The organism is Funiculus sociatus GB2-C1, from assembly GCF_039962115.1.
Lineage (GTDB): Bacteria > Cyanobacteriota > Cyanobacteriia > Cyanobacteriales > FACHB-T130 > Funiculus > Funiculus sociatus.
In genome coordinates this window covers 34,874-48,288 of record NZ_JAMPKJ010000017.1, presented here as the reverse complement: position 1 = coordinate 48,288, position 13,415 = coordinate 34,874, and the positions used below count along the sequence as shown (strand labels likewise).

Annotated in this window: 14 protein-coding genes; 10 read left to right on the top strand and 4 right to left on the bottom strand. The window is 48.0% G+C overall.

Annotated elements, in window-relative coordinates:
• Positions 1-57: 57 nt before the first annotated feature.
• Complete coding sequence (locus NDI42_RS10635; RefSeq protein WP_190424554.1) at positions 58-1,062, bottom strand: LysR family transcriptional regulator; 1,005 nt, start codon at positions 1,060-1,062, stop codon at positions 58-60.
• Positions 1,063-1,351: 289 nt separating this feature from the next.
• Here NDI42_RS10635 and NDI42_RS10630 point away from each other — a divergent pair, with 289 nt between their 5' ends.
• From NDI42_RS10630 to NDI42_RS10595, 8 genes are all read left to right on the top strand, one after another.
• Complete coding sequence (locus tag NDI42_RS10630; RefSeq protein ID WP_190444692.1) at positions 1,352-2,065, top strand: NnrU family protein; 714 nt, start codon at positions 1,352-1,354, stop codon at positions 2,063-2,065.
• A gap of 198 nt (positions 2,066-2,263) precedes the next feature.
• Positions 2,264-2,605 (top strand): thioredoxin family protein, encoded by a 342-nt coding sequence (locus tag NDI42_RS10625; protein WP_190424558.1) that lies wholly within the window; start codon positions 2,264-2,266, stop codon positions 2,603-2,605.
• A gap of 244 nt (positions 2,606-2,849) precedes the next feature.
• Positions 2,850-4,946 carry an NAD(P)H-quinone oxidoreductase subunit 5 gene (locus NDI42_RS10620; protein ID WP_190452513.1) on the top strand — a complete coding sequence of 699 codons (2,097 nt, stop codon included), beginning with the start codon at positions 2,850-2,852 and terminating at the stop codon, positions 4,944-4,946.
• Positions 4,947-5,074: 128 nt separating this feature from the next.
• Entirely contained in the window at positions 5,075-6,652 is a 1,578-nt protein-coding gene (gene ndhD1, locus NDI42_RS10615) for a photosynthetic/respiratory NAD(P)H-quinone oxidoreductase subunit D1 (RefSeq protein ID WP_190452512.1), read from the top strand.
• A gap of 153 nt (positions 6,653-6,805) precedes the next feature.
• Entirely contained in the window at positions 6,806-6,961 is a 156-nt protein-coding gene (locus NDI42_RS10610; RefSeq protein ID WP_190452510.1) for a hypothetical protein, read from the top strand.
• Positions 6,962-7,077: 116 nt separating this feature from the next.
• Positions 7,078-8,370 carry a threonine synthase gene (gene thrC, locus NDI42_RS10605; RefSeq protein WP_190452509.1) on the top strand — a complete coding sequence of 431 codons (1,293 nt, stop codon included), beginning with the start codon at positions 7,078-7,080 and terminating at the stop codon, positions 8,368-8,370.
• A gap of 89 nt (positions 8,371-8,459) precedes the next feature.
• Positions 8,460-8,735, top strand: a complete 276-nt coding sequence (locus tag NDI42_RS10600) for a MoaD/ThiS family protein (protein ID WP_190424568.1) — start codon at positions 8,460-8,462, stop codon at positions 8,733-8,735.
• Between the two features lie 50 nt (positions 8,736-8,785).
• Complete coding sequence (locus NDI42_RS10595) at positions 8,786-9,529, top strand: DUF2996 domain-containing protein (protein ID WP_190452507.1); 744 nt, start codon at positions 8,786-8,788, stop codon at positions 9,527-9,529.
• A gap of 106 nt (positions 9,530-9,635) precedes the next feature.
• Here the strand turns inward: NDI42_RS10595 and NDI42_RS10590 are convergent, their stop codons facing one another.
• Positions 9,636-10,112, bottom strand: coding sequence for a TM2 domain-containing protein (locus tag NDI42_RS10590; protein WP_190424571.1), 477 nt, complete (start codon positions 10,110-10,112; stop codon positions 9,636-9,638).
• A 298-nt stretch (positions 10,113-10,410) separates the two neighbouring features.
• On the opposite strand from NDI42_RS10590, the gene acsF reads away from it, so the two are divergent.
• Both acsF and NDI42_RS10580 read left to right on the top strand, forming a co-directional pair.
• Entirely contained in the window at positions 10,411-11,487 is a 1,077-nt protein-coding gene (gene acsF / locus NDI42_RS10585; protein ID WP_190424573.1) for a magnesium-protoporphyrin IX monomethyl ester (oxidative) cyclase, read from the top strand.
• Between the two features lie 161 nt (positions 11,488-11,648).
• The gene (locus tag NDI42_RS10580; RefSeq protein WP_190452505.1) at positions 11,649-12,317 is read left to right on the top strand and encodes a hypothetical protein; all 669 of its coding nucleotides are present in this window, start codon (positions 11,649-11,651) and stop codon (positions 12,315-12,317) included.
• Positions 12,318-12,397: 80 nt separating this feature from the next.
• Here NDI42_RS10580 and NDI42_RS10575 read toward each other — a convergent pair whose 3' ends face one another.
• Positions 12,398-12,655 (bottom strand): hypothetical protein, encoded by a 258-nt coding sequence (locus NDI42_RS10575; protein WP_190452503.1) that lies wholly within the window; start codon positions 12,653-12,655, stop codon positions 12,398-12,400.
• 482 nt (positions 12,656-13,137) lie between these two features.
• Positions 13,138-13,398 (bottom strand): MoaD/ThiS family protein, encoded by a 261-nt coding sequence (locus tag NDI42_RS10570; protein WP_190452502.1) that lies wholly within the window; start codon positions 13,396-13,398, stop codon positions 13,138-13,140.
• Positions 13,399-13,415: the final 17 nt, after the last annotated feature.

The window sequence follows — 13,415 nt, the reverse complement described above, 5'->3', positions numbered from 1 at the left end:
TTAGTCATTAGCCATTGGTCATAAACTAAGGACTAAGGGCTAATGACTAACCTAAGCTTAACTTCCTGCTGGGTTAGGAGCAGCTGCTTTAAAAGCATCTGCTTCAAGGACAGATGACTCCTCCAGCACCTTTCCCCATCCAGGTGAGGCAAATTCTGGCAAAATTTCTTTAGTAAAAGCTTCTGCTGCCTTAGAGCGGTAGCGATTCGGGTTAACAATCACCCACAGCGTCCGTTTAACCACTACATCGTCAATGTGAGCCCTGTGGAGAACGCCCATCTGCAACTCTTTTTCTATCGCCGAAACTGAAACAAAAGCTGCTCCTAATCCTGCTTGCACAGCATTTTTTATCGCTTCAATCGAGTTTAGTTCCATCTCGATTTTGAGGCGGCGAGTATCAATGTCGCTGCGTGTGAGCACTTGGTCAATAACCTTACGAATGGTTGATTGAGAGTCCAAGGCAATAAACTGCAATTTATACAAATCTTCTCTGTGGATGGTTTCCAGTTTGGCGAAGGGATGAAAGACTGGCAAGATCAACGCCAACTCATCTTCGGCGTAGGGAATAATATCTAAGGAGTCATGTAGCTCAGAAGGAACTTCTCCGCCGATAATTGCCAGGTCAACTTGCCCATTAGCGACACTCCAAGCAGTGCGGCGCGTCGAGTGAACGTGTAATTGCACTGCTACATCCGGATATTGTTGCCGAAACATCCCAATCATCCGGGGCAACAAATACGTTCCTGTCGTCTGAGAAGCACCGATAATCAGCGTACCGCCTTGGAGATTTTGCAAATCTTCAATCGCGCGGCAAGTTTCCTGGCAAAGTGTCAGGATTTTTTCCCCATAGCTGAGGAGGAGATGCCCTGCTTCCGTTAGCTGGGCGCGGCGTCCACCCCGGTCGAACAACGGCACATCTAACTGTCGCTCTAAGTTTTGCACTTGGAGGCTGACAGCGGGTTGCGAAACATACAGGCTATCGGCGGCACGCTTGAAGCTCCCCTCAGCGGCGATCGCTTTAAGAATGCGGAGTTGGTCTAAAGTGAAAGGAAGGTCAGACATACAGGCTTTACCCGAAACAGGGGAAGGAGCGACTGAGGCAACTAACAATTTTGGAGATCGCGCTTCCTTTGAGCGTGATTTATTGCCCACGACCTTGTCAAGCCTCTCAGTCATCGACAGTAACACAACACGAGATCAAGTCCCGCGCTTAATATTTGGGGGTATGGTTTTTGCTTAGAGAATGGGTAATCGGTAATGGCGAAAAAGAAAATTGGCACCTACCTATATAAACCTATTACCTTTTTCGCCATTACCCAGTCCAAAAGTCCCTATTGTGTAATCGAAGTTTATGTTATTTGAGGTTCTTACTCCTAGCCACTGGGTAATGCTGGCGCTACTTTTAGGGTTTGCGATCGCTCACAGTGGGTTAGCGGCGCTAAGACCGTGGGGCGAAAAACGAATTGGCCCCCGACTCTACCGCATCCTGTTTGCCCTCGTCAGTCTTCCCTTGGCGGTGGTGTTGATAATTTACTTTTTCAATCATCGCTATGATGGCGTCCAACTGTGGCAAGTTCAAGGTGTGACAGGCGTGCAAACCCTGGTATGGGTACTCTCAGCCATCTCCTTTTTGTTTCTCTATCCCGCCACCTTCAATTTGCTGGAAATCGCCGCCATCGAAAAGCCCCAAGTCCATCTGTACGAAACTGGGATTATCCGCATCACCAGGCACCCCCAGATGGTAGGACAGGTAATTTGGTGTATTGCCCACACGCTTTGGATTGGCACCAGCTTCACCCTATTGACATCAGTAGGATTAGTGCTACACCATTTATTCGCAGTATGGCATGGCGATCGCCGTCTTTTAGCTCGCTATGGAGAAGCCTTTGTTGCTGCCAAATCTCGTACCTCTGTCATCCCCTTCTTAGCGCTTCTGCAAGGTCGTCAAACCCTTAAGTTGCAAGAATTTCTCCGTCCCTCCTATGCGGGAGTCGTCGGTTTCATCCTGCTGCTGTGGTGGGCGCACCCCTTGTTGATTGGATCGACAGCAAAACTCAATTGGTAGTTTAGCGATCAAAAAGCGTCACGCGATCCCAATTGGATGTAGCATGATCCCAAATAGCCATATCAATTAGGAATAGTTAACAGGTAACAGGTGATATGGAGTAAGTATTTTTACCCACCCATTGACCAAGTTTCCTATAGCCCACAACCTAATAACGCAGGCTATTAATAGTAAAAAACCATAAAATCTAGAGGGATCATGGTGCTTTCTGTAAGCGAACGGACGTTTACACAAGAAGTTTTAGAATCTTCGACCCCTGTTTTAGTTCATTTTTCGGCACCTTGGTGTGGAGTGTGCCGGTTGATCAACCCTCTCCTGACGCGATTTCAAGCGGAATGGGGCGGACAAGTTAAATTAGTTGGAATTAACGCCGATCAAAATTTGAAGCTGGCGAATACTTATCGCCTGAAAACTCTGCCAACGCTAATCTTGTTTGAAGGTGGCAAAGCGGTTCACCGCATTGATGGCTTCCAAGGACGGGATGATTTACGGCTAGGGCTGGAGAAAATTATGGTTAGCTGTCTGCCGAATTCGGCCTAAAAAGGGGACTGGGGACTGGGAACTAGGGACTAGGTAAGACTTTTTCCAAATCTCCAATCTCCAATCCCCAATCCCCAATCCCCCAAACAATGAACCCATTGGTTATCTCTACCGATGGGTTTATTTTTTTCTATTGCTTTGTCGCTTCCTAAACGTTTAGTTATAAATACTTTAGAGGACTGTGTATGTCACAATGTAAACGGTCTTGCCAAATTAGTGAAGAAATATAAAGTAGGCGTTAGTGATGGAACCACTCTATCAGTATGCCTGGATCATCCCGGTGCTGCCACTAGCTGGGGCGATGCTGGTCGGTCTGGGACTAATTTCGATTAACCAACTTACTAACCGTCTACGGCAGTTAAACGCCGTAGTTATAGTTTCCCTGCTGGGGGCGGCGATGGGTTACTCCTTAGCTTTGCTTTGGAGTCAATTTCACGGACACCCGCCCTACACCCGCGCCCTAGAATGGGCAGCAGCAGGAAATTTTCACCTGAATATGGGCTACACGATTGACCATTTAACAGCCTTGATGCTGGTCATCGTGACGACAGTAGCCTTCCTGGTGATGATTTATACCGATGGCTACATGGCTCACGATCCGGGGTATGTGCGATTTTACGCCTACCTGAGCCTATTTAGCTCCTCAATGTTGGGTCTAGTGGTCAGCCCAAACCTGGTACAGGTTTATATTTTCTGGGAACTGGTCGGTATGTGTTCGTACCTACTGATCGGGTTCTGGTATGACCGCAAAGGGGCAGCTGATGCCTGTCAAAAAGCTTTTGTAACCAACCGCGTTGGCGATTTTGGTCTGCTGTTGGGGATGCTGGGGCTTTACTGGGCAACTGGCAGCTTTGAGTTCGACGTGATGGGCGATCGCTTGCACACATTGGTCGAATCTGGCTACCTCAGCGCCGGTCTTGCCGCCCTGTTCGCAGTTTTAGTATTTATGGGGCCTGTGGCAAAATCTGCCCAGGTTCCCCTACACGTCTGGCTACCAGACGCGATGGAAGGCCCTACGCCCATCTCTGCGCTGATTCACGCGGCAACGATGGTGGCGGCTGGTGTTTTCCTAATTGCCCGGATGTATCCGGTGTTTGAAGGCATCCCAGTGGCAATGGATGTGATTGCCTGGACGGGAGCCGTTACCGCCTTTACAGGTGCCACAATCGCTATTACCCAAAACGATATCAAGAAGGGTCTAGCCTATTCCACTATGTCCCAACTGGGCTATATGGTGATGGCGATGGGAGTAGGGGCATACACTGCTGGTTTGTTTCACCTGATGACTCACGCCTACTTCAAGGCGATGCTGTTTTTGGGTTCTGGTTCTGTAATTCACGGCATGGAAGATGTTGTGGGTCACGATACCGCCCTAAATCAGGATATGCGGCTGATGGGGGGACTGCGAAAGTATATGCCGATTACCGCCATGACGTTTTTGGTGGGAACTTTGGCAATTAGTGGGATTCCGCCTTTTGCTGGCTTCTGGTCGAAAGATGAAATCTTGGGTTCTGCCTTTGGCGCTAATCCGTTGCTGTGGGGCATCGGTTGGCTGACGGCTGGGATGACCGCTTTCTATATGTTCCGGATGTACTTCCGGACGTTTGAGGGCGAATTCCGGGGCAATGAGATGGATATTCGCAAGCAACTTCTAGCAGGCGCTAAATCTACCTTAGAACTGGGTTCTGAGTCCGCAACCCTTAGTCCTAATTTTGGCCCGGGGGCAATGGATACCAGAGAGTTGAAGGCTAAAGCACATGATAGCCACGACGACCACAGCCACAGTGAGTATCCCCACGAGTCACCAATTTCTATGACGCTGCCATTACTAATTTTGGCGGTGCCTTCGGCGCTAATTGGTTTGGTGGGAACGCCATTCCACAACTACTTTGAGGAGTTCATTCACGCGCCAAGCGAGTCCGTTGAGGAAGTTTTGGAAAAAGCAACCGAGTTCAACTTGACGGAATTTCTGATCATGGGTGGTAATTCAGTAGGAATTGCCTTGATCGGAATTACTTTGGCTTCTCTGATGTACTTGCATGGCAAAATCGATCCGGCAGCGATCGCATCCAAAATCCCCTTCCTGTACAAGCTTTCTCTCAACAAGTGGTACTTTGACGAAATCTATGACAACCTTTTTGTTCAGGGATGCCGCCGCATAGCACGACAAGTTATGGAAGTGGACTTTCGAGTTGTCGATGGTGCAGTTAACCTCACCGGATTAGCTACCCTCTTAAGTGGTGAAAGCCTGAAATACTTTGAAACTGGTCGCGTCCAATTCTATGCGCTGATTGTGTTTGCTGCGGTGCTGGTAGGCGTGATTGTCTTTGGTGTCACTTGATATTGGGAAATGGGGACTAGGGACTGGAGACTGGGGGCTAGGGACTGGGTAAGACTTTTCACCAATTCCCAATCCCCAATCACCCTTTCCCCAATTGCCAATTAGCAAATAGCAATTAGCAATTACCAATGAATGCAAACTTTCCTTGGCTGACTTTCATCATTTTGTTTCCCGTCGCTGCCTCTCTGCTGGTGCCGCTGGTGCCGGATAAAGATGGCAAAACAGTGCGTTGGTACGCCCTGATTGTCGGGCTGATTGATTTCGCGGTCATAGTATACACCTTCTATACCCAGTACGACTTTTCTAACCCCGGTTTGCAACTGGTAGAGAGTTATTCTTGGGTGCCGCAGCTGGATTTAAAATGGTCGGTGGGCGTAGATGGCTTGTCAATGCCCCTGGTGTTGCTTACTGGCTTCATCACCACACTGGCAACTTTGGCAGCTTGGCCTGTAACTTTTAAGCCGAAGCTGTTTTACTTTTTGCTTCTGGCAATGTACGGCGGTCAAATTGCCGTGTTTGCTGTCCAAGATATGCTGTTGTTTTTCCTAGTGTGGGAACTGGAACTGATTCCGGTATACCTGCTATTGGCAATCTGGGGCGGTAAAAAGCGTCTTTATGCGGCGACCAAGTTTATCCTCTACACCGCAGGCGCTTCGCTGTTCATTTTAGTGGCAGCGCTGGCGATGGCGTTCTACGGCGATACGGTAACGTTCGATATGAGCGCGCTGGCTGCCAAAGATTACGCCCTCAATTTCCAACTCTGGATTTACGCCGGATTCCTAATAGCCTACGGCGTTAAGCTGCCCATCATTCCCCTACATACCTGGCTTCCTGATGCCCACGGCGAAGCTACCGCGCCCGTGCATATGTTGCTGGCGGGAATTTTGCTGAAGATGGGCGGCTACGCGCTGATTCGGATGAACGCCCAGATCCTCCCTGACGCTCATGCGCTGTTTGCGCCAGCGTTGGTGATTCTGGGTGTTACTAACATCATCTACGCTGCTCTCACCTCTTTTGCCCAGCGCAACCTGAAGCGCAAAATCGCCTATTCTTCGATCTCTCACATGGGATTTGTGCTGATTGGGATTGCCTCATTCACCGATTTAGGTTTGAGTGGTGCGGTACTGCAAATGGTTTCCCACGGCTTAATTGGGGCGAGTTTATTCTTCCTGGTGGGAGCGACTTACGATCGCACTCACACGCTGATGCTGGATGAAATGGGCGGTGTCGGGCAGAAAATGCGGAAAATTTTCGCCATGTTCACTACCTGTTCGATGGCATCTTTGGCGTTGCCTGGGATGAGCGGCTTTGTGGCGGAATTGATGGTGTTTGTCGGCTTTGCTACCAGCGATGCTTATAACTCGACTTTTAAGGTGATAGTGGTCTTCCTAGCGGCTGTTGGTGTGATCTTGACACCAATATACCTACTCTCGATGCTGCGGGAAATTTTCTATGGTTCGGAGAACAAGGAATTAGTTGAACACGAAGCCTTGATCGATGCTGAACCACGAGAGGTGTTTATTATTGCCTGTCTGTTGGTGCCAATTATTGGCATTGGTTTTTATCCGAAGTTGTTGACGCAGATTTATGATGCGACAACGATACAGCTGACGGCAAGATTGCGAGATTCTGTACCGTCTTTGGCGCAACAGCGACAGAGTACGGAAACCGTGTCTTTGCGTGCGCCGGAAATTGGTGCTAATTAAAAGGCCGAATGCCGGAAGGCGCAAGCTACGCAAAAAGCCCCCACACGGGGGCTTTTTGTTTTGGGGATGCGATCGCGTACTAATTTCCCAACTAATTAAAATGCCGAACGCCAGAAGGCGCAGCTACGCAAAAAGCCCCCGTGTGGGGGCTTTTTGTTTTGGGGATGCGATCGCGGTGAAGAATTATTTACCAAGGCAAAAGATATATCTTATTCTCAGGCTGCCAATAATTTTGGTTCGTTTATCCAGAAGCTCTGGATTATCATCACCCCAGAGCAACACACCCTGTTAACCGTGGGGAATAGTTAACACAACTAGCGTTCTGTTAATCCCGACTAAAATAGTCGGATATATTTGACGGGTATTTTTACCTGTGCTAGTATCAACCGAACTGATGACGGAAGTTCAGTAGAGTGTAAATACCCATGACCCAGGCAACCCAGTCAACAACGGCAACCTTTAAAGCGCTTAAGTGTAAAGAGTGCGGCACCGAGTACGAACCCAAGGCAACTCATGTATGTGAGTTTTGTTTTGGCCCTTTGGAAGTAACCTATGACTACGATGCGCTGCGCCGCACCGTTACTCGTGAAAGTATTCAGAAAGGGCCGAACTCAATTTGGCGCTATCGTCCATTTTTGCCAGTTGTCACCGAAACACCGATTGATGTAGGAACTGGCATGACACCGCTAGTTAAAGCAAATCGCTTGGCACGTCGCCTGGGTATTAAAAATCTTTATATTAAAAACGATGCCGTCAATATGCCCACCCTGAGCTTTAAAGACCGGGTGGTGTCGGTGGCTTTAACAAGAGCGCAGGAGTTAGGTTTCACTACGGTGTCCTGCGCCAGTACAGGAAATTTGGCTAATTCTACAGCTGCGATCGCTGCCCACGCCGGACTAGACTGCTGCGTTTTCATCCCCGCTGACCTCGAAGCTGGCAAAGTCCTGGGTACGCTCATCTACGGCCCTACGGTTATGGCAGTTCAAGGTAACTACGACCAAGTAAACCGCCTCTGCTGCGAAGTTGCCAATACACAAGGCTGGGGATTTGTCAATATCAATTTGCGCCCCTACTACTCCGAAGGTTCCAAAACCCTTGGCTATGAAGTTGCAGAACAGCTAGGCTGGCAGTTGCCGGATCATATCGTTGCCCCTCTTGCCTCTGGTTCTCTGTTCACCAAAATCTACAAAGGGTTCCAAGAATTTATCAAAGTTGGGCTGGTTGACGAAAAGAGCGTCCGTTTCAGTGGCGCACAGGCAGAAGGTTGTTCCCCCATTGCCCAAGCTTATCGGGATGGACGCGACTTTGTGACCCCAGTCAAGCCGAATACAATTGCTAAATCCATCGCTATCGGCAACCCTGCTGATGGAGTCTATGCGCTGGAAATAGCTAAGAAAACAAACGGCAGCATCGAATCAGTCAACGATGCAGAAATTGTTGACGGCATCAAGCTGTTGGCTGAAACTGAAGGCATCTTCACCGAAACTGCTGGCGGCACAACTGTGGCTGTGCTGAAAAAGCTGGTGGAAGCTGGTAAGATTGATCCTTCGGAAACCACTGTTGTATATATCACGGGCAACGGGCTGAAAACTCAGGAAGCCGTGCAAGGATACATTGGTGAACCGCTGACAATTGAGGCGAAGTTGGATAGTTTCGAGCGTGCCTTGGAGCGATCGCGTACACTGGAGCGTCTCGACTGGCAGCAAGTGCTGGTCTAATTTTCTTAGCACCGAGGTAGAGCCTCCTTATTTCGTTCCCAGTCAGATGCTGGGAACGAGAAATTGACAATTACCAATTACTGATTACTATGTCCGTCAAAGTTTTAATTCCCACTCCTCTACAAAAGCTGACAAACAATCAAGCCGCTGTCGAAGGTAATGGCAGTACGATTAGTGAATTGCTCGAATCCCTAGAGCAAAGCTTCCCTGGCATCAAAATGCGTCTTTGCGACGAACAAGGGGAGGTACGCAGATTTGTAAACTTCTACGTTAACAGCGAAGACATCCGCTTTTTGGAAGGAGCCAAAACACCTCTCAAAGAAGGCGATGAAGTAAGCATTGTGGCAGCGCAGGCTGGAGGCTGATTCAAGTTAGGATTGGCAATAAAGGAACCGTCAAGCCTTGGAGTAGAAGAATGCCAGAAGAAATTAATCATAATGATGCTGAAGAGGTAGCTCCCAGCACTGTTGATAAACAAGCTCCCGATGTTTCTGAGGACAATGCTCCCAGTACCGACGCGGATGTAGCAACCAACATTCCTACAGCAAACGCCCCCGACCCCGCATCCACCAATCCAGAAGTCAACCCTAACGCTGCTGGCGAGAAATCTTCTACCGCGGCATCAACTCCAGATGACTCGGCTCAAGTGCAGCCAAATCCTAAAAAAACTGCACAAGTACCGAAAGAGGACAAGCCAGCGGCTAAAGCCGCTAAAGATGGGGATAAGCCAGCAGCCAAACCCGCTAAAGATGGGGATAAGCCAGCAGCCAAACCCGCAGCCGCAAAAAAAGAAAAAGCTCCGGCGGTTGAAGATAAGCCATTTATGGAATTTATCCAACAAGACTACTTGCCAGCTTTAAAAACAGCACTTGAGAAAACGGGTGTTCAAGATTTAGAGTTAAAGTTGGAAAAGCGATCGCTTCAAGAAGTCTCGGACTGCTGGCAAGTCTACGGTAGTTGGCAAGGCGGTAAACGTCAATTTAACGTTTATTTCCCTGAAGAAGACATCCAAAAACAAAGAGCTTTTTCCTGTTATGAAGGTTCTAAACCTAGCACGATTGAGCCTTTTTTGTGTGATGAGCGTAAAATAACGCTAGATTTACTGGTGTTTGGGGTTACGCAGCGGTTGAATGCTCAAAAGTGGCTGACTAGAAATTAGTGAAAATGCCTGACGAATGTAGAGATGTTATATACAACGTCTCTACATTCGGCTTTAGCCCCAGGTAACACCTGTAGGGGGTATTGCAAGTATTCGATAAACCCTTTTACAACTCGATGAACTCGTAAATGACGATGCCTGTTTCGGGATGATTGTCAATCATAACGTAGCCACTTTTAACCATGTCTTTCAACGTGGCTTCTACCTGGGTAAAGTTAAGCCCAGTTTCCATCACTGCTTGGGTGACGGAAAGTTTGCCCCCTCTAACAGCGGCGGCTTTCAGAAGTTTGAGCATCATTTCGTCACGGGTTAGCTCTTGCTTGGTGAGAGCGATCGCAGGCTGCGACAAAGGCACACCATTGGCAGATACCCCCAATTTGGCTTTAGACAGGGCGTTATGCTCTTCTACCATTCGAGGAATCAAAAATAAATCCACTACCTGCCCGACACCAAATAAACCAAAAGTAAACAGCCACAGCAGACCAGTCCCGATTTTTCCATTGTAAAGGCGATGCAGCCCCGCTATGGGCGGGGAAAATAAACAGCCGAGCCAAAGAAAATAGGCAGTGGAGACATTGTTCATAAAATTCCCGCTTTGCTTCAGGTATCCTGGTTTCAATGATAGATATTTTGTTTTGGGAATTGGGAATTGGGGAATTGGGAATTGGGAATTGGGAATTGGGAATAGGGAAGAATCTTACCCAGTCCCTAGTCCCTAGCTCCCAGTCCCAGCTCCCAGTCCCCAGCAAATGTGACAAAAGTTGAAAGTGCTTAGCAAGTCTTAACCGAACAGGTGAGCGATCGCTACCCTGGAGATTGGTAGACTGGAACGCAGGCAAAGAGTGAGAGCGACAGAATTTATAACAAGAGAGAAAGAGAATATGGTGGATTCCCTCAAAAAACCCAGCTTTGAAGAATTAAGACCAGGGGTGAAAGTACCAGCAAAAGAAACTTTGCTGACACCCAGGTTCTATACCACCGACTTTGATGAAATGGCGAAGATGGATCTCTCGCCGAATGAAGAAGAACTCAAAGCGCTGCTGGAAGAGTTTCGCGCTGACTACAACCGTCACCACTTTGTCAGAGATGCAGAATTTGAACAATCGTGGGATAGCATCGACGGGGAAACTCGCAAATTATTTATCGAATTCCTAGAACGTTCCTGCACAGCAGAATTCTCCGGTTTCCTGCTGTACAAAGAGCTGGGACGCAGATTGAAAGACAAAAATCCACTGTTGGCGGAAGGCTTTAACCTGATGTCACGGGATGAAGCGCGTCATGCAGGTTTCCTGAATAAGGCGCTGTCAGACTTCAACCTGTCGCTAGACTTGGGATTTTTGACCAAGACTCATAAATACACCTTCTTTAAGCCAAAGTTCATCTTCTACGCTACCTATCTGTCTGAGAAAATTGGCTACTGGCGCTATATCACAATTTATCGTCATTTGGAAGCACATCCCGAAAACCGGATTTATCCGATTTTCCGGTTCTTTGAAAACTGGTGTCAGGATGAAAACCGCCACGGTGACTTTTTCGATGCGGTAATGCGAGCGCAACCCCAGTTTTTGAATGATTGGAGAGCGAAGCTGTGGTGTCGGTTCTTCCTGCTGTCAGTGTTTGCAACAATGTACCTTAACGATATTCAGCGTTCCGGCTTTTACGCCTCACTGGGATTGGATGCACGGGACTATGATATCAAAGTGATTGAAAAGACCAATGAAACAGCAGGACGTGTTTTTCCAGTAATTCTGGATGTGTCCAAGCCGGAATTTTATCAACGGCTGGATGTTTGCATCAACAATAACGAAAAACTGGGCGCGATCGCTAACTCCAACACCCCCAAATTCCTGCAATTCTTCCAGAAGCTACCGTTCTACGTTTCCAATGCTTGGCAATTGCTGCGGTTATACCTGATGAAGCCGATTGACATGACATCAGTACACGGCACAGTACGCTAATTTTAAGCTTCTTCAACTGAAGTGGTTTTGCACAAAGCAAAGCCACTTTTTTTAACGCAAAGGTACGGTTGACGCAAAGGTATGCAAAGAGGTTAATCTGGCTCTGCGTACCTTTGCGATTCCCTTCGCTACCTAAAGCGTTTAAACCTCAAAATTTTTGCATGAGATTAAATTATTGGTGGCTGTTAACGTTCGGTATAAGCTTGATCGGGATACCGCCTGCATCAAGTCAAACCCAACCACAAGCGACACCGGAAAAAATGGAAAATAGTCCAGCGTTGCAGCGGTGGCGGGAAAAAGTACCGAATGTTTTAGAAGAAATTCGTAATGACCCCAGCTTCCGTACCAGAGTACGGCTGGGTTACTCTCAGTTTCCCTCATCTGGGCAAGCGGGAGGAGTAAATGTTGGTGTAGAAGATTTGTTTATTGGTCGCACTGGTTTAACGGTTAGTGGCGACTATCAGGGAACCTTTGAAGGGGACAGGAGTGCCTACGGGGTAGACTTGCGATATTACGTGCGTCCCTTGGGCAGTTACGTCAACTTTGCGCCCGTCGTAGGCTATCGGCATCTGGAAACTGACAAATATTCGACGGATGGCGTTAATGTCGGTGCAAGAGTGTTGCTAGTTTTGTCTCGCACTGGTGCCGCAGATATCTCTTTAACTCAGAGTTGGGTTGCTCCAGCCACCAGTGAAGAAGTCGGCATCACAACGCTTTCTGTAGGCTATGCCTTCACCCGTAATTTCCGCTTATCGACTGACATCCAGAAACAAAACGCCCGACAACAAAAAGATAGTCGCGTTGGCATTGTTTTGGAATGGATGCCTTAATCTGGGGTTGAAATAAGCCGAAGGAAGGGAAGCGATCGCTTTGCCCCTGACTTCGGCCCGGACTGTGAAGATTTTTTCAATTAAATTTCAGCTTTTTCCCGAAACGCAGCCAACACTTGTGAAGAAAAATAATATGCTAGTTGACAGCGCCAACAAATTGTGCTGGTAGACAGCATTACTGAAAGGATGATGGTTCTACTCCATAAAAGAGCAAAAACAAGCTGCATCGCGCATCGACGATAACAACCTCTTGAGAGTGCGTTAAGCAATAGCGTCAGGTTTCCAGCTTGCAATTCCCATCTACCTTCGGCATTTACTTTGGAGGTGTTCGCTCTCATGCCATGTTCTTGCAGATCCGACTCTTTCTCTCAACAGTCATGCTGCTGCTGCAATCAGCGCCGTGAGCCTGCCCTTGGCGGGTTTGGTTTTGGAATAATGATCGTTATCGCCGTCCTGCTGGGTAATGCGATTATAGCCGAGCAACCTCAGCTTTCGGAAACGACTACTCCCATCAATACAACTGTTGTTAACTAATGCGTTGCCTAAGAGGATGTCTCACAAGTGTCAAAAGTTAGCTTGATCCCCCCCAGCTCCCCTTTTCAAGGGGGGAGAATCAAGTCTTATTCCCCCTTGAAAACGGGGATGCAAGGGGGATCTCGACCGTTTAAGCGTCTCGATTATGACTTTTCAGACATCCTCTAAAAGCCAACACTTAGCGACCTAACCTAATCTATCAAGCTCAGACAATGCGAGGCTAAACGAAAAGACGCGAGAAACATCGCGTCTTTTCGTTTGATTAATCCAAAATCCTTGCATCGGGTCAGCCGCCGCTGACAGGTGGAATCAGCACAACTTCATCACCATCTTGGATAATGGTATCTGGATCAACGAATTGGAGATTTACACCGAAGCGGGTAAATTCGCGCCATTTGTTGAGTTCTGGATGCTCAGCCATGAAACTATCTAGCACTGCTTTGACGGGTGTATTTGGCGGAAATTCTCGCGACAGTTCCGAAACTCCATAGGCTTCTTGATAGGCGGCGAATAATTTGACGGTAATAGCGATCGCTTTTTGGGACATAGGAACTGATGCTCTTC

What these genes read in the sequence shown, in the direction of transcription:
- NDI42_RS10625 (WP_190424558.1), top strand. Translation starts at nt 2,264, where the DNA reads ATGGTGCTTTCTGTAAGCGAACGGACGTTTACACAAGAAGTTTTAGAA.
- thrC (WP_190452509.1), top strand. Translation starts at nt 7,078, where the DNA reads ATGACCCAGGCAACCCAGTCAACAACGGCAACCTTTAAAGCGCTTAAG.
- NDI42_RS10575 (WP_190452503.1), bottom strand. Translation starts at nt 12,655, where the DNA reads ATGAGAGCGAACACCTCCAAAGTAAATGCCGAAGGTAGATGGGAATTG.
- ndhD1 (WP_190452512.1), top strand. Translation starts at nt 5,075, where the DNA reads ATGAATGCAAACTTTCCTTGGCTGACTTTCATCATTTTGTTTCCCGTC.
- NDI42_RS10630 (WP_190444692.1), top strand. Translation starts at nt 1,352, where the DNA reads ATGTTATTTGAGGTTCTTACTCCTAGCCACTGGGTAATGCTGGCGCTA.
- NDI42_RS10620 (WP_190452513.1), top strand. Translation starts at nt 2,850, where the DNA reads ATGGAACCACTCTATCAGTATGCCTGGATCATCCCGGTGCTGCCACTA.
- NDI42_RS10580 (WP_190452505.1), top strand. Translation starts at nt 11,649, where the DNA reads ATGAGATTAAATTATTGGTGGCTGTTAACGTTCGGTATAAGCTTGATC.
- acsF (WP_190424573.1), top strand. Translation starts at nt 10,411, where the DNA reads ATGGTGGATTCCCTCAAAAAACCCAGCTTTGAAGAATTAAGACCAGGG.
- NDI42_RS10635 (WP_190424554.1), bottom strand. Translation starts at nt 1,062, where the DNA reads ATGTCTGACCTTCCTTTCACTTTAGACCAACTCCGCATTCTTAAAGCG.
- NDI42_RS10590 (WP_190424571.1), bottom strand. Translation starts at nt 10,112, where the DNA reads ATGAACAATGTCTCCACTGCCTATTTTCTTTGGCTCGGCTGTTTATTT.
- NDI42_RS10600 (WP_190424568.1), top strand. Translation starts at nt 8,460, where the DNA reads ATGTCCGTCAAAGTTTTAATTCCCACTCCTCTACAAAAGCTGACAAAC.
- NDI42_RS10595 (WP_190452507.1), top strand. Translation starts at nt 8,786, where the DNA reads ATGCCAGAAGAAATTAATCATAATGATGCTGAAGAGGTAGCTCCCAGC.
- NDI42_RS10570 (WP_190452502.1), bottom strand. Translation starts at nt 13,398, where the DNA reads ATGTCCCAAAAAGCGATCGCTATTACCGTCAAATTATTCGCCGCCTAT.